Genomic DNA, 19,874 nt, shown 5'->3' on the forward strand with positions numbered 1-19,874 from the left:
CGGAGTCCTCATGCAAGACGAAACGGCTCGGTATTTATCGCCGAAGGAACGACCTCCGTCGCATAGCGCGATTCGGAGAGCCGTGCGGACAGCCACTGCGCCACCTTCGCCTTCATGATCTTCTCGGCGTTATGCCCCGGATCGATGAGCAGCATGCCCGCGGCGAGCGCGTCGTGGGCGGAATGATAGTCGATGTCCCCGGTAATGAGCGCCTGCGCGCCGGCGAACTGGGCCTGCCGCCAGTAGCGGGCTCCCGAGCCGCCGAGCACGGCTGCCTTGCGCACCTCCGTTCCGAGGTCGCCCGTCACGCGCACAAAAGGCACGTCGAAAGCGGCCTTGACCCGCTCCGCCAGCTCGGCGAGCGTGAGCGGCCGCTCCAGCCGCCCGCTGCGGCCGAGGCCGAGCGACTTGCCTTCCCGCTCCAGCCGGATGACGTCGTAGGCCGTCTCCTCGTACGGATGGGCGGCCAGCATCGCCTTCACCGTCTTGCGCAGCAGGCTCTCAGGCACGACGATCTCGATGCGGACCTCGTCGACGGTTTCCAGCCGGCCTTGCGTGCCGAGGAACGGAGCGCTGCCCGCTCCAGGCCGGAACGTGCCCGTGCCGCTCGTATTGAAGCTGCATTGGTCATAGCTGCCGAGCGCGCCGCCGCCGGCTTGCCACATCGCCTCGCGCACGGCATCGGCATGCGTCTGCGGCACATAGACGGCAAGCTTGAGCAGCCGGTCCTCATGCACCTTCTCCAGGCTGACGCGGCCCTCCGCCGCGATGCCGACCGCATCGGCCATCCAGTCGTTCATGCCGCCTTCGGCGACGTCGAGATTCGTATGCGAGATATAGACCGCGATGTCATGCTTGATCAGCTTCTCGTACAGCGCCCCCGCGGGCGATGCGGTATCGATCTTGGCGAGCGGCCGGAAAATAATGGCGTGATGGGCGACGATCAGCTCGGCTCCCTCCGCGATCGCCTCCTCCACTACTTCCATCGTCACGTCAAGCGCGATCAGCGCCTTGCGGACCGGCTTCTGCAGCGTGCCGAGCTGCAGGCCGATCCGATCGTTCTCCACGGCATATCTTTTCGGCGCGAGCCGCTCCATCAGCTCAGCGACGACATGTCCGTTCGCGTACATGCAAGCACCTCCTCGATTCGATCGATCACCTGGGCGAGCTCGCGCTTGCGGGCCGCCGCCTCCTCCGTGTCCGAACGCTCCAGCTGGAGCGCGATGCCTCGCAGCTTGCGCAGCTCCGAGCTCCATTTGCGGGCGAACGCTTCCGACGGACGACGGGTCAAATAAGGCCCCATCCGCAGCTTGAGCCTCCGGTCCTCCTCGGACGTCAGCCCCGGCAGCAGCGGCTCGCCTCCATACAGCTCCTCGCTCCGCTCCCGCGCCTCGGCGGAGCTCAGCGCGTGGAGCACTTCATAGATCTTGCCGTCCTCCTCGAGGATCGACTCGTCGGCCAGATGCCAGCCATGCTCCAGCAGCCAGGCGCGCACGAGCTCCTCGCCTACGTTCGGCTGCAGCACGAGCTGGCGCACGCCGTCCAGCTTGCCGCCGAGGCGGCCCGCCTCCAGGATCGACACGATAAGCGCGCCGCCCATGCCGGCAATCGTCACCGTGTCGGCCTCTCCGGGCTGCAGCACCTCCAGCCCGTCTCCTTTGCGCGCCTCGATGGACGAGGCGAGGCCGGCTGCGGCGATGCCGCGGCGAGCCGCCTCCAGCGGACCGTCGTTCACCTCGCCGGCGATCGCCGACGGACAGGTGCCGCGGCCGACGAGCTCGACCGGCAGCAGCGCGTGATCCGAGCCGATGTCCGCGAGGCGCGAGCCCTCGAGGACGTAATCCGCGATCGCGCTTAAGCGCTTTGATGTCAGCATATTAAGCAACCCACTCTATCCAATAGTTTCGCAGGAGGAACAGCGCTCCTCCGCCTAGCACCAGTTTACCAACAAATACGCTCTGGAGCCAAACGCCCCGACCTTGCTCGACGAGCAGCGTCGCTTCCGGCATGAACGCCATCAACGAGGCGACGCCCAGCAGGACGGCGCAGGAAGGCTTGGACCAGCGGCGCACGAACCAGCCGGACCAGCCGAACAGCACCGCGAGCGGCAGCCAGTACAGCTGCTTCTCTCCGAGGGCGGCGCCGCCGGCAAGCTGCTGCAGCAAAATCGCATACACGAGCGCCAGGCAGGCCCAGCCGCAAAAATGGAGCAGCGGTATGCGCTGCCAGATGCCGTATCCGATCCAAAAAACGGCGCATCCGCTCCAGATCGCGGCGTTCCACTGCCAGCCGAGCAGGCCGTGCAGCCCCATCAGGTAGAGCGCGAAGCCGGCAAGCAGCAGCATGCCTGCGCCGGTCCAGGCCATGCCCGCCGTCTCGCTGCGGGGCCGGATGACCGCTCCCGCGGTCAAGGAGCCGCCCGAGACAAGCAGCGCGATCGCGATTTGCAAAGCCGGATGAAAAGAGCTAAAATGAAGAACAATCAAGAAGAAAAGGGAGAAGATGGCAAGAAATAAGAGCCATTTCCAGCCGGATGCGCCCGCCGCCGCCCTTACCGCTTTTTTCGTCCGCAGCCTTTCTTTGGAGGGTGCCTCTCGGGGCGGATCCTCGTCGGCGGACGCCGGCTCGGCATACAGATTGAGCAGGAAGTCGCAATAGTGATCCGGCAGCAGCTTGCTTTTTTTCCACCCGCGAATCTCCTGCACCATAAGGTTTCGCTTGTCCATATCCATGATGACGGCTCTCCTTGCAGCCGCTCGCAGACGAGCGGCCTATGGAATCGGAGCCGGTCGGCTCCCTTCCTTACATCGTCATCTCGGCCAAGCGGCTGAAGGGCCATCCGTCTCCGGGACGTTGGACCTATCCGCTCCCCAAGCCAAAAAAAGACTCCCCGCGAATGCGGAGAGCCGGGCCGGCCTTCGACCTATTCCAAGAAATCCTTGAGCCGCTTGCTTCGGCTCGGATGGCGGAGCTTGCGGAGCGCCTTGGCTTCGATCTGGCGGATCCGCTCGCGCGTCACGCCAAATACCTTGCCGACCTCCTCCAGCGTCCTCGTACGGCCGTCATCCAGGCCGAAGCGCAGGCGCAGCACGTTCTCCTCGCGCTCGGTCAGCGTATCGAGCACGTCCTCCAGCTGTTCCTTGAGCAGCTCGTACGCCGCGGCATCCGCCGGAGCGAGCGCCTCCTGATCCTCGATGAAATCTCCCAGATGCGAATCGTCCTCCTCGCCGATCGGCGTCTCGAGCGATACCGGCTCCTGAGCGATCTTCATGATCTCCCGCACCTTGTCGGTGCTCAGATCCATCTCGGCCGCGATCTCCTCCGGCGTGGGCTCGCGTCCGAGCTCCTGCAGCAGCTGGCGCGAGACGCGGATCAGCTTGTTGATCGTCTCGACCATATGCACCGGGATCCGGATCGTGCGGGCCTGGTCGGCGATGGCGCGCGTGATCGCCTGACGGATCCACCACGTCGCGTAGGTGCTGAACTTGAAGCCCTTTTGGTGGTCGAACTTCTCGACGGCCTTGATCAGGCCCATGTTGCCCTCCTGGATCAGGTCCAGGAACAGCATGCCGCGGCCGACATAGCGCTTGGCGATGCTGACGACGAGGCGGAGGTTCGCTTCCGCCAGCCGGCGCTTCGCTTCCTCGTCGCCTTGCTCGATGCGCTTGGCCAGCTCGATCTCGTCATCGGCGAGCAGCAGCGGCACGCGGCCGATCTCCTTGAGGTACATGCGGACCGGGTCGTTGATCTTGATGCCGGGCGGCAGGCTCAGGTCGTCGTCGAAGTTGAACTCGTCGCTCTCGCGCTCCTGATCCTCGCCTCCGAGCGGAGACGGCCGATCGTCCCGCTCGTTCGTCACTTCGATGCCGAGATCGTCGAGCTGCTCGAAAAACTCGTCAATCTGCTCCGGCTCCTGATCGAAAGGAGCGAGCTTATCCATGATCTCTTTATAAGAAAGGGAAGACCGCTTTTTCCCCTGTTCGATGAGCTGATCCTTGACCAGCTCCATTTTTTGCTCGTTGTCCAGCTCCGTATGTTGGTCATTCGCCATATTCCCGACTCCCTCCTCCCTAGAAAGGTCATCCTGCCGATTCCTTCTGCTGTCTTTCTAGGGCGATAATCTCACTTTGGATCCTTGCTCTTCAAAACGTCGATCGCTCTCTCAAGAGGAATGATATCAAGATGGATCTGAGCCGCCTTCAATACATCCCCCGCCTTTTCCGCCCGCGTCGCCTCTTCCTTCAAAACCTGGATCTTCTGCTTCAAGACCATTCTTTCCGATTCTTTCTTGATGTCGAGAATGTTTGAAGGCACAAGCTCGAAATGAAGGGAGGAGCTGTCCTCATGAATGAGGATGGAAGAAGCGAGCTGCTCGAGACGATGGTCCTGAATCGAGCTGATAAATCGGCTCGCATCCGGCTCGTTGCCTCCGGCGTAATAGGCATACAGATAAGCAGCCAACGCGACATGATCCTCAAGGATGAACGAATCGCCGAGCTGTTCGTAGACCGTCGATGCCACTTCCTTGTCATGCATCATGCAAGCCAGCAGATGTCGTTCCGCTCGTTTGAATAAAGGCGTGGTGTCCGTCCTCGCGGCCGAGGGCGCACGCCTTGTTTCATTCCTACCATTATTCCACGATTGATCGTTCTTATCCCTGTCCGGCCTCGTTTTCTGCCGCTCGCTCCAGATCTGGTGGCAGTCCTGCTTGAGCGACTCCAGAGACAGCTCGAACTCGCGGGAAAGCTCTTTCAGGTAAACTTCCTGCTCCGTACGGGAATCAAGCTCCGCCACTATGCCGACAGCTTCCATGACATAGTTCTTGCGGCCCTCTTCTCCTATGAGTGTATGATTCCGGCGCGAATATAAGAGCTTAAATTTGGTGACGGAGACGGGATGCTCGATGACTTCCCTCATGAACGTCTCGGCGCCGAACCGGGTAATATGCTCGTCCGGATCCATGCCTTTGGGCAGCACGGCGACGAGCGGCCGGACGCCGGCCTTCTCCAGGATCGGAATCGACTTCATCGCCGCCGCCTGGCCGGCATCGTCGCCGTCGTAGCAGAGGATCACCTCGTCCACCTCGCGCGCGAGCTGGGCCGCATGATCGTCCGTCAGCGCGGTGCCCATCGCCGCCACGCCGTTCTTGACGCCGGCGGACCAGGCCTTGATGACGTCCATATATCCCTCGAACAGCACGGCGGACCTCTTCTTGCGGAAGACGGACCGCGCCGCATGCAGCTGATAGAGCAGCTTGCTCTTGGCGAACAGGCGGGTTTCGGGGGTATTCAGGTATTTCGGCTTGGAGTCGTCCATGACGCGGCCTGCGAAGCCGCATACTTTGCCGTCCCGCGCACGGATCGGAAACATGATGCGCGCACGGAATCGGTCTACATAACCGCTTCCATCGTTTTTCGCCGAAAGGAGGCCCGCTTTTTCCAGCAGCTCGGGCTCGTAGCCCCTCGATTGCAGAAATCTGGACAGCGTGTCCCATCCCTCCGGCGCGAAGCCGATGGAGAACTCGTCGATCAGCTTGCCGCTCATCCCCCGTCCGAGCAGATAGGCTCTCGCCTCCTGGCCCTGAGCGGAATTGTTGAGCAGATAATGGTAGAACTTGGCCGCGAGCTCATGCGCCTCATAGGACTTGTCGAGCTCGGGGTCACGCGGCGAAGAGCCCTCGCCGGGCGCATCCCATGTAATGGGCATCCCTGCCTCTTCCGCCAGATGGCGGACGGCTTCCGGGAAGGAGTAGCCCTCGATCTCTTCGATGAACCGAATGACATTGCCTCCCTTGCCGCAGCCGTAGCAATGAAAGATCTGCAGCTCGGGAGTGACCGTGAAGGAAGGCGTCCGCTCCGAATGGAACGGACAAAGCCCCTTCATATATTTGCCGTTTTTGGTCAGATGAACGTACTTCCCGACGGTGTCCACAATTTCATGATTCCGGCGCACCTCTTCGATGACGCTTTCCGGTATCTTGCCGTATGCCACTCGTTCATCACCTTCGTCCGAATAACACGTAATACTATTCGCTGGTCCTATTCTTTTTCCTGCCTGCCCTGCAAAAGTTTTGTCAGCTTTTGTTGAAAAGCCGCCCGGTCCTCCGCGGTCATTGCCTTCGGCCCTTTGGTCCGGCCTCCGCTTCGCCGGATGACGCTCTGCTCATGGCGCCTCGCCATCATCGAGTCGATCGTCTCGTTCCGGTAGCGATGGCCGCGGAAGCCGATCACCTCCGCCCCTTTGGCAAGCGCGATCGCCGCCAGGCCGTAGTCCCCGGTGACGACAATGTCGCCGCGCCGGACGCGGTTCAAAATATACAGATCCGCCGCCTGGCTGCTCCGGTCGACATGGGCGATCTCGAGCCCCGGCTCCGGCTCCAGCCGGTGGTCGTAGGACGAGACCATCAGCACCGGCACGCCGAGCGGATAGGCGATGTCCATGATCTCCCGCTTGACCGGGCAGGCGTCCGCATCGACGACGATGCGGGTGCTTGCCTTTTCCTCCATGCGCTTCCCCGCCTTTCGGCCGCGGCCGGCCCCGGGCGATCCGTCAGCTGCTGCGGATCCGCTCCATGATGATGCTGGCCGTCTCCTCGACCGCCCGATGCGACACGTCCATCGTGAAGCAGCCGATCCGGTCGGTGATTCCTTTGGCGTAGGCCAGCTCGCGCTCGATCCGCTCGGAAGTGGCGTAAGAAGCGCTGTCCGGAAGGCCGAGCGCCTTCAGCCGCTCCTTGCGGATGACATTGAGGTAATGCACGCCGATCGTCAGGCCGATGACGCGCTCCTTCGGTATCGTGAACAGCTCGTCCGGAGGCTTCAGCTCCGGCACGAGCGGAACGTTGGCCACCTTGTACTTCTTGTGGGCGAGATACATCGACAGCGGCGTCTTCGACGTGCGCGACACGCCGACAAGCACGATGTCCGCTTTTTTGATGCCGGTCGTATCTCTCGCATCGTCGTATTTGACCGCGAACTCGACCGCTTCCACCTTGCGGAAGTAATCCTCGTCGAGCACATGATTCAGCCCCGGCTCCTGCCGGGACGGCATGCCCGTCTTGCGTTCGAGGCTATGGATCAGCGGACCGAGCAGATCGATCGCCTCGACCCCGCTCCCGTCCGCCAGACGGACCATCGCCTCTCTCAGATGCGGCAGCACGAGCGTGTAGAGGACGATCGCGCCGTTGCCGCGCGCGAGCTCCACCACCTTGGCTAGCGCCGTCTCGTCGGCGATGAAGGGCGCCCGGCGGATCTGCGGCACGATCGGGTGGAACTGCGCCGCGGCGGCGCGCACGACCAGATCGCCCGTATCTCCCGCCGAGTCGGATACGACATAGACAATGACATCCCGCTCGTATACGCTCACGTCGCCACTCTCCTTTGGATCAGATGGGACCCCCGGATCAAGCCCAGACAAGCTTCGAGAAGTCCGCGTACCGCGCGGCGTCTCGGGAGATGGCCGACAGCAGCGCCAGCCGGTTGCGGCGGACGGCTTCGTCCTCCGCCATGACCATGACGGAGTCGAAGAAGGCGGTGATCGGCTCGCGCAGCTCCGTCAGCAGGCCGAGCGCCGTCGCGGCGTCTCCGGCTTCCAAGGCTTTGCGGTACGGGCCGGACACATGCTCGTAGGCTTCATGCAGGCCGCGCTCCGCTCCCGCTTCGAGCCGGGAGGCGTCGACGGCGGCATCCGATTCGGCCTTGGCCGCGAGGTTGGCGCTGCGCGTGAGCGCGTCGACGACCGTCTTGAACTCGCCTTGCTCCGGTCCCGCGGCCCGCGCCAGCAGGATCGCCGCCCGCTTCACGGTCAGCGTCAGATCGTCGAAGCCGGCGGCGAGCGCCGCTTCGATCACGTCGTAGCGATTGCCTTGCTCGGTCAGCACGTTTTTCAAGCGCAGCGCGAAGAAATCGTACAGCTCTTTACGAATGTCGCTGCGGCTTCGTTTCAGGCCGCGCTGCTCATGGATGTCCAGCGCCAGGTCGAACAGCTCTCCGAGACGAACCGGCAGCTCATGCGCCATCAGCGTCTGCACGATGCCCGCCGCCTGGCGGCGCAGCGCGTACGGATCCTGCGAGCCGGTCGGAACGATGCCGATCGAGAAGCAGCCGACGATCGTGTCGAGCTTGTCGGCGAGGCTCACGAGCGCGCCGGGCAGCGAGGCGGGAGCCGTGTCTCCGGAGAAGCGCGGCTGATAGTGCTCGTTGATCGCCTTGGCGACGGCCTCGTCCTCGCCGGCCTTGCGGGCGTAGTCCTCGCCCATGATGCCTTGCAGCTCCGGGAATTCGTAGACCATCTGGGTCACGAGGTCGAACTTGCAGATCTCCGCGGCGCGCGCGGCAGCCGCGGCGGCATGCGGCTCGGCGCTTGCGGCGGCGGCGATGCGGCCCGTCAAGGCGACGATGCGGCCGACCTTGTCGGCTACCGTGCCGAGCTCCTCGTGATAGACGATCGTCTCCAGCTTGCGGAGCGCGTCGGCGATATGGAGCTTCTGGTCCTCGGCATAGAAGAATTTCGCATCCGACAACCGGGCCCGAAGCACCTTCTCGTTGCCCTTGGCGACATTCTCAAGCGACACGGCGTCGCCGTTGCGCACCGTCACGAAGAACGGCAGCAGCTTGCCGGCGCTGTCCAGCACCGGGAAGTAGCGCTGATGCTCGCGCATCGAGGTGATCAGCACCTCCTGCGGGATGTCGAGGAAGGCCGGATCGAACGAGCCGAACAGCACGGTCGGCGTCTCGACGAGGAACAGCACCTCCTCGAGCAGGTCGTCCTTGATCGAGATCGTCCAGCCTTTTTCGGCGGCCAGCGCCTCGATGCCTTCCACGATCAGCCGCTCGCGCTCCGCGATGTCGACGATGACATGCTGGCTGCGCAGCGCCTCCACGTAGGCGGCCGGCTCGGCCACGGCCGTCTCCTCGCCGAGGAAGCGATGGCCGCGGGAGACGTTTCCGCTTCTCACGCCGGCGATCTCCAGCGGCACGACGTCCGTGCCGTACAGCGCGAGCAGCCATTTGATCGGACGGACGAACTTCAGCTCGTACGAGCCCCAGCGCATGTTTTTCGGGAAGGTCATCGCATGCACGATTCCGTCAAGCCCGTCCGACAGCACGGAAGCCGTGTCCACGCCGAGGCTCGACTTGACCGCATAGACGTACTCGACGCCGGCCAGCTCCTTGAAGAACAGCTGCTCCGGCTCTACGCCCTGGCTGCGGGCGAAGCCGAGCGCCGCCTTGCTCCAGCCGCCTTCGGCGTCCTGGGCGATCTTGCGGGACGGCCCTTTGACCTCCTCGCTCACATCCGACTGCTTCTCCTCCACCGCGCGCGCCAGCACCGCCAGCCGCCGCGGAGTCGCATAGGCGGTCACACCGCCATGGCCGATGCGGGAGTCGGCGAGCCACTTCTCGACGCGCTCGCGAAGCTGATTGACCGCGGCGCGCACGAAGCGGGCCGGCACTTCCTCGAGGCCGATCTCGAACAGCAGGTCCTTAGCCATTCGCGTCCACTCCTTTCTTGAGCAGCGGGAATCCGAGCCGCTCCCTCTCCTCCAGATACGTCGCCGCGCAAGAGCGGGCGAGATTGCGCACGCGCTGGATGTAGCCGGTCCGCTCCGTCACGCTGATCGAGCCGCGGGCGTCCAGCAGGTTGAACGCATGGGAGCACTTGAGCACATAATCGTACGCCGGGAAGACGAGGTTCTGCTCCATCGCGCGGCGCGCCTCCTCCTCGTACATCGAGAACAGCTTGAACAGCATGTCCGAATCGCTGATCTCGAACGTGTACTTGGAATGCTCGTACTCCGGCTGCAGGAACACGTCGCCGTAGGTGACCCCTTCGACCCACTCGAGGTCGAACACGTTCTCCTTGTCCTGAATGTAGGAAGCGAGCCGCTCCATGCCATAGGTGATCTCGACCGCGACCGGACTCGCGTCGATGCCGCCCACCTGCTGGAAATACGTGAACTGCGTGATCTCCATGCCGTCCAGCCATACTTCCCAGCCGAGTCCCCAGGCGCCGAGCGTCGGCGACTCCCAGTTGTCCTCGACGAAGCGGATGTCATGATGCAGCGGGTCGATGCCGAGGCGCTTCAGGCTCTCGAGATAGAGCTCCTGGATGTTGTCCGGCGACGGCTTGAGGATGACCTGGAACTGATGATGCTGGTACAGACGGTTCGGGTTCTCCCCGTAGCGGCCATCCGCCGGGCGGCGGGAAGGCTCCACATAGGCGACGTTCCACGGCTCCGGTCCGATGGAGCGGAGGAACGTCATCGGGTTCATCGTGCCCGCGCCCTTCTCCGTGTCGTAGGGCTGCACGAGGATGCAGTTCTGCTCGGCCCAGAACTGCTGCAGCGTCAGAATCATGCCTTGGAAATTCATGCTTGTGGCCACTCTCCTTCAATGGAATCTTGGAAAAATCAGCAGCCGTCCGGAAGACGCCAAAAAAACTCCCGCCTCCTACGTCTGCGATACAGACGTAGGGACGAGAGCTTGCATCTCCCGCGGTTCCACCCTACTTGGCTTCTCCGTCCGCCTCGGCGGCGCGCTTCGAAGCCCGCTTTCCTCACTTCACGCACTCCGGAGTGCCCTCGCCTGCGCTTCCGGCCGGGCTCCCACCGCCCCCGGCTCGCTGTTCCCGCTTTGGAATTCGGAAGATCAGCAGACTACCTTCTCCATCATCGTTCGTTCGAGCATATTTTCCCATTGTAACCGTTCGCCCAGTCTCTGTCAAGCTTCCGGAGCATCCTCCTGCGCTGCCCGCTCCTGAGCCCGTAGCCGCCGGCGCTCGGCCGCTTCGGCGGCCGATGCCGGCATCGGCTCGTTCATCCGCTCCAGCTGGTCGAGGAAGCCGCGCGTCTTGAGCCGCAGATCGAGATGGGCATCCATGAGCGAGCGCAGCGCCGCCTTCAGCTGCTGCCGCGTCTCCGGGCGCACCTGGATGGAGCCGAGACGCCGCAGGTCGATCGCTCCGAACAGCCGCAGCAGCTTCAGCGCCCCCTCTTCCAGCGGAAACGCCTGCGAGTCGCGATGGCGGCAGCGGGGACAGAGCAGTCCGCCGCCCGCCGCGCTCAGCCGGAACGGCCCGCGGTCCGAGCCGCAGCCGACGCAGACGTCCAGCTGCGGGGCATAACCGGCCGCTTCGAGAATTTTCATCTCGAACAGATGGATGACGACGCTCGGGTCCTTCCCTTCCCGCAGCGCGTCGTAGCACGCCTTGAGCTGATGGTACAGATAAGCGCCCGCTTCGTCGTCCTGGAACGCCCGATCGCATAGCTCGGCCGCATAGGCCGCATAGGCGGACAGCTCGAGATCCTCGCGCAGCCGATGGTTCGACTCCAGAATCTCGCCTCCGTTCAGCTGTCCCAGTCCGGCGTTGCGAAAATAGACGAACTCGCCGTGCGTGAACGGCTGCACGAGCGACGAGTGGCGGCTGCGCACCTTTTTCGCGCCGCGGGCCATGATGCCCGCCTTGCCGGCCGAATCGGTCAGCAGCGTGACGATCTTGTTGCCTTCGCCGTAATCCGTGCTGCGGATGACGATGCCTTCCACCCGGTAGATCAATCGTCTTCCCCCTTCCTGCTCGCGGACGTCATGGAGGCGACGACGGGCAGGCATGACATGCCAAAACCGCCCGGAGCGCTGTGCTCCGGGCGGGCCCGAACGGCTTCGGAAAGCCGCATCTGCAGAATGGCCGACGAACGGACGTCAGACCGTCAACGTCCCCCATGTCGCCTCATCGGCCGCCTCCTGCGCGGCGGCTTCCGCCGCGGCCGCCGCTTCGGCGCTTCCCGCCTCGCGAACCTGATCCACTTCCTTGTAAAGCAAAAACGACTCAACATCACCGGTCATCGCAAAGTACGTCCACGAAAAATCCCGCATGCCGCCATCTTCCTTTCGCTTTCCAAAGTGGTGCGGCTACCCGCGTCTGGCACTCTTAGCATGCGAAAAAGGAAAGGGGGCTATGCTGTCAAAAAGCGGGAAACGTCCGGCTATTCGTTGCGGAAGCCGAGATCGCGCAGGACGCGGTCCTGGTTGCGCCAGTCCTTCTTGACCTTGACCCACAGCTCGAGGAAGGTCTTGGAGCCGAGCAGCTTCTCGATGTCGCGCCGCGCCTGCTTGCCGACTTCCTTGAGCAGCGCGCCTTGCTTGCCGATGATGATGCCCTTCTGCGAATCGCGCTCGACGAAGATGACCGCGCCGATATGGACGACGCCGTTCTCCTGGACCTTCATGCTCTCGATCGTCACGGCGATAGAATGCGGAATCTCCTCGCGCGTCATCTGCAGGATCTTCTCGCGGATCATCTCGGCGCAGACGAACTGCTCCGGATGGTCCGTCACCTGGTCGGCGGGATAATACTGAGGTCCCTCCGGCAGGTAGCGGTCGATCTGGTCGAGCAGCCGCTCGACGTTGCTGCCCTGCAGCGCCGAGATCGGGATGATCTCCGCGAAGTCGTACCGGTCCTTGTACTCGATGATCGTTTTCATCAGCTTCTCGTCGTCGATCTTGTCGATTTTGTTGAGGATGAGGAATACCGGCGTCTTGACCGACTTGAGCCGCTCGATGATGAAGCGGTCGCCGCCGCCGTAGCCCTCCGCCACGTCGACGAGGAACAGGATCGCCTCCACCTCGGACAGCGCGCCTTCCGCCGCCTTGACCATATAGTCGCCGAGCTTGGAGTTCGGCTTGTGGATGCCCGGCGTATCGAGAAAGACGATCTGCGAATTGTCGCGCGTCAGCACGCCGTGGATCTTGTTGCGCGTCGTCTGCGGCTTGTCCGACATGATGGCGATCTTTTGGCCGATCATCCGGTTCATGAGCGTCGACTTGCCGACGTTCGGCCGGCCGACGATGCCGACGAACCCGGAGCGGAACTTCGCCTCGGAGCCTTTTTTGCTGCCTGCCGCGTTCGCCATCAGCGCTCGTCCTCCTTGTCTTCCATGCGGCTCTCTTCCAGCGAAAAGGCTCCCGGAAGCAGCTCGGCGACGGTCATGACGGCCTGGTCGCCTTTGAGGTTCGTCATGACGACCGGCATGTCCGGCCGGCACAGCTCGGACAGCACCTGACGGCAGACGCCGCAGGGCGAGATCGGCCCCGGCGTGTCGCCGACGACGAGGATCGCCTGGAACGAGCGGGGCTCGCAGCCGTCGGCAATCGCCCGGAACAGCGCCGTGCGCTCCGCGCAGTTGCCGGGGCTGTAGGCTCCGTTCTCGACGTTGCAGCCTTGGTGGATGCGGCCATGCTCGTCCAGCAAGGCGGCGCCTACGTGGAATTTGGAATAAGGAACGTACGCGCGGCTCATCGCCTGGCGCGCAGGTTCGGACAGCTGCTGTAGCAGCTTGTCGATCGGTTGGTTGGTCGGGCTCATGTATTCTCTCCTTGGCCGGTCCTTCAGGACCGGATTCAATCACTTCTAAACGGCCAGAAGCCGCCATAGCGGCGGCCCCAGCACAAGCAGCCCGATGACGGCCGAGGCGGCGGCGCAGACGAGCACCGCGCCGGAAGCCGCGTCCTTGGCCGCCTTGGCGAGCGGGTGAATGTTGCCGCCGGCTGCGAGATCCACCGCCCGTTCGACGGCGGTGTTCAGCAGCTCGGCCGCCAGCACGAGCGCGATCGCCAGCAAAATCGCCGCCCATTCCAGCGGACCGATGCGCAGCCAGGCGGCTATGACGATGGCGGCCGTGGCGGCGGCCAGATGGACGCGCAGGTTGCGCTCGCTGCGGATCGAGGCGGCGATGCCGGCGCATGCGTCCGCCAAGCTGTCGCGGAACGGCCTTGCCATGGCGGCCGCCCTATTCCCGCGTCAAGCCGGCCTGCTGCAGGACGGCCTCCTGCTTGGCCGTCATGACGGCTTCGGCCTCGGCATCCTGATGATCGTAGCCGATCAGGTGCAGGAAGCCGTGCACGAACAGGAAGCCGAGCTCCCGCTCCAGCGAGTGGCCGTATTCTTCCGCCTGGCGGACCGCCGTCTCGACGGAGATGATGATGTCGCCGAGCGGCTCGCTGACCGGCAGCTCGTCGGCCTCGTCCTCGACCTCGTACACGATGCCGAGCTCGTCCTCGCCGTCTTCCTGCATTGCGAAGCTGAGCACGTCGGTCGGCCGGTCGATGCCGCGATAGTCGCGGTTCAGCTCATGGATGCGCGCGTCGTCGACAAACGTCACCGCCACCTCTCCGTCCTCGATGCCTTCGGCTCGCGCCGCCAGCTCCAGCAGCCGTTCGAGCCGCTTCCCCCACTCCACGGGAATTTCGACCGCGTCCTGCTCATTGCTCCAATCCATCGTCACGCTCATGCCAGCTTCTCCTTTGGTTTGACCTCTTCCGGATATTCGATCCGGGAATGGAAGATGCCGATGACGGCTTCCTTCAGCGTCTGGCCGATCTTGTCCAGCTCCTTGAGCGTCAGGTCGCACTCATTGAACTGGCCGTCGTCCAGACGGCTTTTGATGATCTTCTGGATCATCGACTCGACGTTCTCCATCGTCGGGCTGCGCAGGCTGCGGACTGCCGCCTCGACGCAATCGGCGATGCCGACGATCGCCGCTTCCTTGGACTGCGCCTTGGGCCCCGGATAGCGGAAGTCGTCCTCGACGAAGTCCGGCTCGGCTCCCTCGGCTTCCGCCTGCTTGACCGCCTTGAAGTAGAAGAACTTGAGCGAAGTCGTTCCGTGATGCTGCTCCGCGATGTCGCGCAGCGGCTTCGGGATGCCGTGCTGCTTGAGCATCTCCACCCCGTCGCGGGCATGGGCCACGATGATCGACTTGCTCAGCTTCGGATCGATGCTGTCATGCGGATTCTCGCCGCTCTGGTTCTCGATGAAATAGCCGGGCCGCTTCGTCTTGCCGATGTCGTGGTAGTAGGAGCCGACCCGGCACAGCAGCCCGTCCGCGCCGATCGCCTCGGCCGCCGCCTCCGACAGGTTGCCGACCATCACGCTGTGATGGTATGTGCCCGGCGTCTCCGTCAGCAGCTTGCGCAGCAGCGGATGGTTCGGGTTGGACAGCTCCACGAGCTTGAGCGCCGACAGGATGCCGAAGCTGAGCTCGAAGAACGGCATCAGGCCGATGACGAGCACGGCGGTGATCAGTCCGCTGCCGAAGGCGAAGCCGATCGAGTAGAGCAGCTCCTGGCGCTCCGGCAGGTCGCCGAGCAGCAGCAGCGCCAGCACGGTGACGGCGCCGAACAGGCTCGCCATGATGCCCGCCTTGAGGATCGTCGAGCGCTGGCTCGCCCGGTGCACGGTGAAGATGGCGCTGAACGAGACGACGCAGATGACGAAGCCGTAGCGGAAGTCGAAGATCAGGCTCACGTCATGGTTGAAGATGATGCTGCCCATGATCGCGAACACGAACGAGCTGACGATCGCCAGATGCTTGTCCAGCAGCAGCGTGATGAGCATCGTGCCGACTGCCGCCGGAGCGAGATAGCCGACATACGGCATCGTCGGCGACTGCGCCAGCGCCGTCGCCTGCATGAGCGCCAGGTCGAGGAACAGGATCAGCCACAGCATGAACAGATGCATGTTGTTGTAGCGCGGCTTGACGCCGCCGATCCGGCCGCTTTGGTACAGGTAGACCATCAGCACGAGCAGGAACAGCAGGCTCGTCAGCAGCAGGCCGAGCTGCGGCCAATAGCTGCGCTGGCCGCCGAGCAGGCCGGCACCGGCGAGCATGTCCAGCTTCTCCTGCGTGACGATCTCGCCCTTCTTGACGATGACGCCGCCTTCCTTGATGATGACCGGCGTCGTATTCTGGCGGGCGAGCTCCCGCGCTTCTTCCGTCGCGGCCGTGTCGAGGAACTTGTTGGGCATGAGCGACATGCGCGCCAGCTCCTGCACGACCTCGCGCGTCGTCCGCTGCGTCAGCGAGCTCGCGTTGACGAGCTCCGCCACCTTGGCGCGGGACGTCTCCGCCTCGCGGATGGAGTCCGCCGACAGCTTGCGGGCGACGTTGACGGCCACCTGCCGCATCTCCGCCACCTGGGCCGCCGTCAGCGCCGGCAGCTTGTAGAACACCTCCGCCGGCACGGCATAACTCTGGCTCTTGGCGACGCGGGACATCTCCTCCAGCAGCGCCTCGCTGACATCCGGCTTGCCGGAGTTCGTCCGCACGAACTCGTCGATGTATTCATTGTAATAACCGGGGATATCGCCGCGATAGATCTCGATCTTGTCGCTCGTGCTGACGCCCTCGTCCTGATTGAGCACCTCGATGCGGTTGAAGACGCGGTTCAGAATCGCTTCAGGCTTGAGCGGCAGCGAGCTGGAGATCGGCTCCACCGATTCGGCCGCCAGCTCCTGCGCTTTGGCGGTAGCGATCTTGTCCTCCAAGCTTTTGGATGCGATGATGTCCCGGTCGCTCTCCTCGCCGAGCGTGATGTTGTAGGTCTGGGGGATGAGATGCGGCGAAAGGTTGAGATAGAACAGCAGCACGAACAAAACGCAGAGCGACAGGCGGATGCCCGTGCTCTGCTTCCAGCTGGCTGCCCATGAAGGCTGTTCGGCCGCGTTCCGAGTCTCGGCGCTCTTCCGGTCCATGCAGGCAACCATCCTCTCTATGCTTGGTTTTCGGCATCCTCATTATAAGCGAGAATGATTTTCTGAACCAGCGAGTGGCGGACGACATCGGCTTCGGTGAACAGGATGAATCCGATTTCGGGAATGCCGGCGAGAATCCGCTGCGCTTCCCGCAGGCCCGACTTCTTGCCCCGCGGCAGGTCGATCTGGGTCACGTCGCCGGTCACGATCATCTTGGAGCCGAAGCCGAGCCTCGTCAGGAACATCTTCATCTGCTCCGGCGTCGTATTTTGAGCCTCGTCGAGAATGATATAGGAATCGTCCAGCGTCCGCCCCCTCATATACGCGAGCGGCGCGATCTCGATGATCCCTCGTTCGAATGCCTTGGCCGTCGCTTCCGGGCCAAGCACGTCATGCAGGGCGTCGTAGAGCGGCCGCAAATAGGGGTCGACCTTTTCCTGAAGGTCTCCGGGGAGGAAGCCGAGGCTCTCTCCCGCCTCGACGGCAGGACGCGTCAGCAGGATCTTCTTGACTGCGCCTTCCTTGAGGGCGGCGACGGCCATGACGACGGCGAGGTAGGTCTTGCCGGTGCCCGCCGGTCCGATGCCGAACACGATGTCCTTGGCCTTGACGGTCTTGACGTAATGCCGCTGCCCGATCGTCTTCACCCGGATCGGCTTGCCGCGGAACGTCGACGTCAGCTCCATCTTGAACAGGTCGAGCAGCTGGTCGGCCTCCAGCGTGTGGGACAGATCGAACGCGTACTGAATGTCCCGCTCGGACGGCGTGTAGCCGCCGCGCACGAGCTGCAGCAGCACGGTGTACAGCTGCTCGAGCGAGGCGACGTCGGCCTCGGGGCCGGTGATGACGATCTCGGCCTCGCGCGAGCGGATCGTCGACTCCGTCTGCTCCTCGATCAGCCTCAAGTAGTGGTCGCGGGGGCCGAACAGGGCCAGTCCCTCCGCGGCGTTGTCCAGTGCAATCTTTACGGTTCTCGTCTCTGTCGGCAAACGTTCCTCATTCTCCTTGCATCTGAACTAGTGGCATTTCCTTGACGATAGACTGATCCACTTCCAACAGAACTTTCATATAAACTTTACCATTGTCCGTCTTCTCATGCAAAATTTTTTGCTCCTTCACGACGGCATCCGCGCCGGCTTTCGACAGGACGTCGGCTCGCGCCTGAAGCAGTCCGCTCTCCACCGCTTCCTCGCGGCCGAGCTGCCTCCGCTCCTGCCGCAGCTCCATCACCGTCTCCTTGAGCCGGCCGACCGGCAGCTCCCAGCCGCGCCAGCCGAGCTGCTGCAGCTGCTCCCTCGTCTGGGAGGCCGAGAACGGATCCTTGCCGTAGCCGGTCAGCTGAAGCGCCCGTCCGAACAGCACGAGCGACCATTTCGTCTTCGTCTCGCCCGTATATACGTTCGCCGTGCGCTCAAGCGGCGACACGACGTCATACTCGTACCACACCAGCCCGCGCACCTCTCCGTCCGCCACGACCGTCGCCGTGTTGGCCCCCTCGCCGATCGTGCCGGAGATGAGCGTCTGGCCCTTTTTCACCCGGCTGTTCACATGCACGACCGGCCGCCCCTTGTCCGCGATGATGCGGGTGACGACGGCGTCGGCGGAGGCGATCAGATGCCTCGTATTCCGCGGCGCGCGCACGGCCGGCTTTTTCGTCTCGACGACCTGGATGATCAGCCTCGTCCCTTTTTTCTCCACGCCGATCCAGGCCGCGTCCGGCAGCCGCTGCGCCAGCCGCTTGGCCAGATCCGACGGCTCGGGCAGCTTCCATTCCCATTGGAAAGGATGCACGCCCTCCGCCTTGGCCGCCGCGAGCAGATCTTCCGTACGGATCGCCTTGTTGCCGCGGACCTCGATGTTCCAGAGCAGCGAGGACAGCAAGTACATGGCGACGAAAAAGAGCGCGATGCCGCCTAGGAAAAACTTGCGCTTCCGGGCTTTGCGCAGCCAGAACGGCAGGCCTTCCCGGCGCGTCACGTGAATGCGGCAGCCTGTCCGGCGCAAGTACGGGCGCAGCCGGAAGAAATCCGGCACCGTCAGAGAGAACACCATATGCTCCGGGCTCGTCCGGCGGATGGACCAGAGCGAGAGCCCGTCCTGAAGCGCGCCGTTCACGAGCGCCTCCGGCTCTCCGCCGCGGACCTGCACCGTGACGATTCCTTTCATCCTCTGCAGCCAGCCTTCCTTCATCGCTGCCCCTCCCTGTCCATCAGGTGTATCGATTCGATCTTGCCTTCGACGAACACTTCCTCGGTCCAGATCGTGCGGATGACCAGATCCGCGCCGCTCACCTCGAGCACGCCATGGCTCAGCTGGAGCCGCAGCTGATGCGACGAGAAATGCAGCACTCCCCGATGGTTCTCGATATAAAGCTGCCGGTCGCCGATCATCGTCATGCGGGGCAGGTCGTAGGCTACATCCTGAGGAAGGTCCAGCATGTCGGCGGTCCATTTGCGCAGCTTGCGGTTCAGCTTGCCCATCGAGGCGTCCGCCCTCCCTTTTGATCGAGCTTATCTATCCATACTTATGCCTCGAAAAGGGCGATTATGAACGGCAAGCGGCGCACGGCCAGGAGCTGCGGCGGCCCCGAGGCGCCGGCGGCGCATGGCAAAAAGCCGCTCCGCCGCCGGGAAGGCGGTCGAAGCGGCTCTAGCAAAGCGGGACAGTCATTCGGTCAGGGCCCTAGCGGCGGCCGCCGCCGCGCGAGCGGGGCGGTCCGAGGATCTCTGCCCAGAGCACAGCCTGGCGCAGATCGTCTCCGCTCACGCTGCCGGCTCGAGGCAGCTTGCTGCCGACGGCAGCGGGATGCGAAGGCAGAGATTCGGCGATCGCATCGGAAGCCGACTTTTCCCAGAACTCACCCGGGTCCTCGCCGGCCGGCCGCTCCATCGCCATCCTTCTCTCAGGCGGCCGGAACGGACTTCGCGCCGGCTCCTCCCGCCATTCCAGCGAGCGGCCCTCGCCGCCGCTCGTTCCTTCCGGCTCCGCCTCGAAGGGAGAGCGTCCATGCTCTGCCGTGCGGCCCATCGGCCCCGCCTGGTCTTGACGGACGGCCGGAGGACGAACCGTCTCCGCCCTTCGCGGGGCCGGCTCGCGCTCGGACCTTGACGGCGGAGCCGGGACAGGACGCTGCGGACGTGGGTCGAGGCCGCCGCCGCCGAAATCCGGCATGCGCCCCGGCGGACGGCTTGCAGGACGGCCCGGCTGCTGCTGCGACGCCGACTTGAACAGCTTGCCGAGGACCGACCAGATCGCGCCGGCAATGATGAAGACAAAAAAGATATGGTCGAGCAGAAAGTTGATCAGCAGTTGAATCGGGTTGGGCATGGCCGCGGCTCACCTCCTGC

General features: G+C 63.8%; 20 protein-coding genes. All 20 read right to left on the bottom strand.

The annotated features are described in order from the left end of the window. Window positions 1-8 precede the first annotated feature (8 nt). Window positions 9-1,130 carry a Nif3-like dinuclear metal center hexameric protein gene (locus GE073_RS15935; RefSeq protein WP_153783837.1) on the bottom strand — a complete coding sequence of 374 codons (1,122 nt, stop codon included), beginning with the start codon at window positions 1,128-1,130 and terminating at the stop codon, window positions 9-11. Continuing rightward, window positions 1,097-1,876, bottom strand: a complete 780-nt coding sequence (locus GE073_RS15940; RefSeq protein ID WP_153783838.1) for a tRNA (adenine(22)-N(1))-methyltransferase — start codon at window positions 1,874-1,876, stop codon at window positions 1,097-1,099. Before GE073_RS15940 ends, GE073_RS15935 begins: the two co-directional genes overlap by 34 nt. 1 nt (window position 1,877) lies before the next feature. Further along, window positions 1,878-2,732 (bottom strand): DUF2339 domain-containing protein, encoded by an 855-nt coding sequence (locus GE073_RS15945; protein ID WP_153783839.1) that lies wholly within the window; start codon window positions 2,730-2,732, stop codon window positions 1,878-1,880. A gap of 191 nt (window positions 2,733-2,923) precedes the next feature. After that, window positions 2,924-4,051, bottom strand: a complete 1,128-nt coding sequence (rpoD, locus tag GE073_RS15950) for an RNA polymerase sigma factor RpoD (RefSeq protein ID WP_101809369.1) — start codon at window positions 4,049-4,051, stop codon at window positions 2,924-2,926. 71 nt (window positions 4,052-4,122) lie between these two features. Continuing rightward, window positions 4,123-5,991 carry a DNA primase gene (gene dnaG, locus GE073_RS15955; RefSeq protein ID WP_153783840.1) on the bottom strand — a complete coding sequence of 623 codons (1,869 nt, stop codon included), beginning with the start codon at window positions 5,989-5,991 and terminating at the stop codon, window positions 4,123-4,125. A 47-nt stretch (window positions 5,992-6,038) separates the two neighbouring features. Beyond that, window positions 6,039-6,506, bottom strand: coding sequence for a YaiI/YqxD family protein (locus tag GE073_RS15960; protein WP_028597050.1), 468 nt, complete (start codon window positions 6,504-6,506; stop codon window positions 6,039-6,041). 43 nt (window positions 6,507-6,549) lie between these two features. Continuing rightward, on the bottom strand, window positions 6,550-7,365 hold the full coding sequence (locus GE073_RS15965) for a pyruvate, water dikinase regulatory protein (RefSeq protein WP_153783841.1): 816 nt from the start codon (window positions 7,363-7,365) through the stop codon (window positions 6,550-6,552). Between the two features lie 37 nt (window positions 7,366-7,402). Beyond that, a complete protein-coding gene (gene glyS, locus GE073_RS15970) occupies window positions 7,403-9,490 on the bottom strand; it encodes a glycine--tRNA ligase subunit beta (RefSeq protein WP_153783842.1) in 2,088 nt (695 codons plus the stop codon). Further along, window positions 9,483-10,370, bottom strand: a complete 888-nt coding sequence (glyQ, locus tag GE073_RS15975; RefSeq protein ID WP_028597053.1) for a glycine--tRNA ligase subunit alpha — start codon at window positions 10,368-10,370, stop codon at window positions 9,483-9,485. The genes glyS and glyQ overlap by 8 nt, the downstream gene beginning before the upstream one ends. Window positions 10,371-10,718: 348 nt before the next feature. Further along, on the bottom strand, window positions 10,719-11,552 hold the full coding sequence (gene recO / locus GE073_RS15980; protein WP_101809372.1) for a DNA repair protein RecO: 834 nt from the start codon (window positions 11,550-11,552) through the stop codon (window positions 10,719-10,721). Between the two features lie 144 nt (window positions 11,553-11,696). Then, entirely contained in the window at window positions 11,697-11,870 is a 174-nt protein-coding gene (locus GE073_RS15985; protein ID WP_084136456.1) for a YqzL family protein, read from the bottom strand. Window positions 11,871-11,980: 110 nt separating this feature from the next. Continuing rightward, window positions 11,981-12,907 (bottom strand): GTPase Era, encoded by a 927-nt coding sequence (gene era / locus GE073_RS15990; protein WP_101809374.1) that lies wholly within the window; start codon window positions 12,905-12,907, stop codon window positions 11,981-11,983. Then, window positions 12,907-13,359 carry a cytidine deaminase gene (gene cdd / locus GE073_RS15995; RefSeq protein WP_153783843.1) on the bottom strand — a complete coding sequence of 151 codons (453 nt, stop codon included), beginning with the start codon at window positions 13,357-13,359 and terminating at the stop codon, window positions 12,907-12,909. Before cdd ends, era begins: the two co-directional genes overlap by 1 nt. Window positions 13,360-13,404: 45 nt before the next feature. After that, complete coding sequence (locus tag GE073_RS16000) at window positions 13,405-13,773, bottom strand: diacylglycerol kinase family protein (RefSeq protein ID WP_153783844.1); 369 nt, start codon at window positions 13,771-13,773, stop codon at window positions 13,405-13,407. Between the two features lie 10 nt (window positions 13,774-13,783). Further along, window positions 13,784-14,284, bottom strand: coding sequence for an rRNA maturation RNase YbeY (gene ybeY / locus GE073_RS16005; protein ID WP_028597057.1), 501 nt, complete (start codon window positions 14,282-14,284; stop codon window positions 13,784-13,786). Next, entirely contained in the window at window positions 14,281-16,527 is a 2,247-nt protein-coding gene (locus tag GE073_RS16010; protein ID WP_028597058.1) for an HD family phosphohydrolase, read from the bottom strand. The genes ybeY and GE073_RS16010 overlap by 4 nt, the downstream gene beginning before the upstream one ends. Window positions 16,528-16,544: 17 nt before the next feature. Beyond that, window positions 16,545-17,516 carry a PhoH family protein gene (locus GE073_RS16015; protein ID WP_153783845.1) on the bottom strand — a complete coding sequence of 324 codons (972 nt, stop codon included), beginning with the start codon at window positions 17,514-17,516 and terminating at the stop codon, window positions 16,545-16,547. A 7-nt stretch (window positions 17,517-17,523) separates the two neighbouring features. Beyond that, on the bottom strand, window positions 17,524-18,717 hold the full coding sequence (yqfD, locus tag GE073_RS16020; protein ID WP_028597060.1) for a sporulation protein YqfD: 1,194 nt from the start codon (window positions 18,715-18,717) through the stop codon (window positions 17,524-17,526). Beyond that, window positions 18,714-19,007: a sporulation protein YqfC gene (gene yqfC / locus GE073_RS16025; RefSeq protein WP_028597061.1), complete on the bottom strand. Its 294-nt coding sequence runs from the start codon at window positions 19,005-19,007 to the stop codon at window positions 18,714-18,716. The genes yqfD and yqfC overlap by 4 nt, the downstream gene beginning before the upstream one ends. A gap of 202 nt (window positions 19,008-19,209) precedes the next feature. Then, entirely contained in the window at window positions 19,210-19,854 is a 645-nt protein-coding gene (locus GE073_RS16030) for a hypothetical protein (RefSeq protein ID WP_028597062.1), read from the bottom strand. Between the last annotated feature and the right edge of the window lie 20 nt (window positions 19,855-19,874).

The organism is Paenibacillus sp. B01 (genome assembly GCF_009649995.1).
Taxonomy (GTDB): Bacteria; Bacillota; Bacilli; order Paenibacillales; family Paenibacillaceae; genus Paenibacillus_O; species Paenibacillus_O pasadenensis.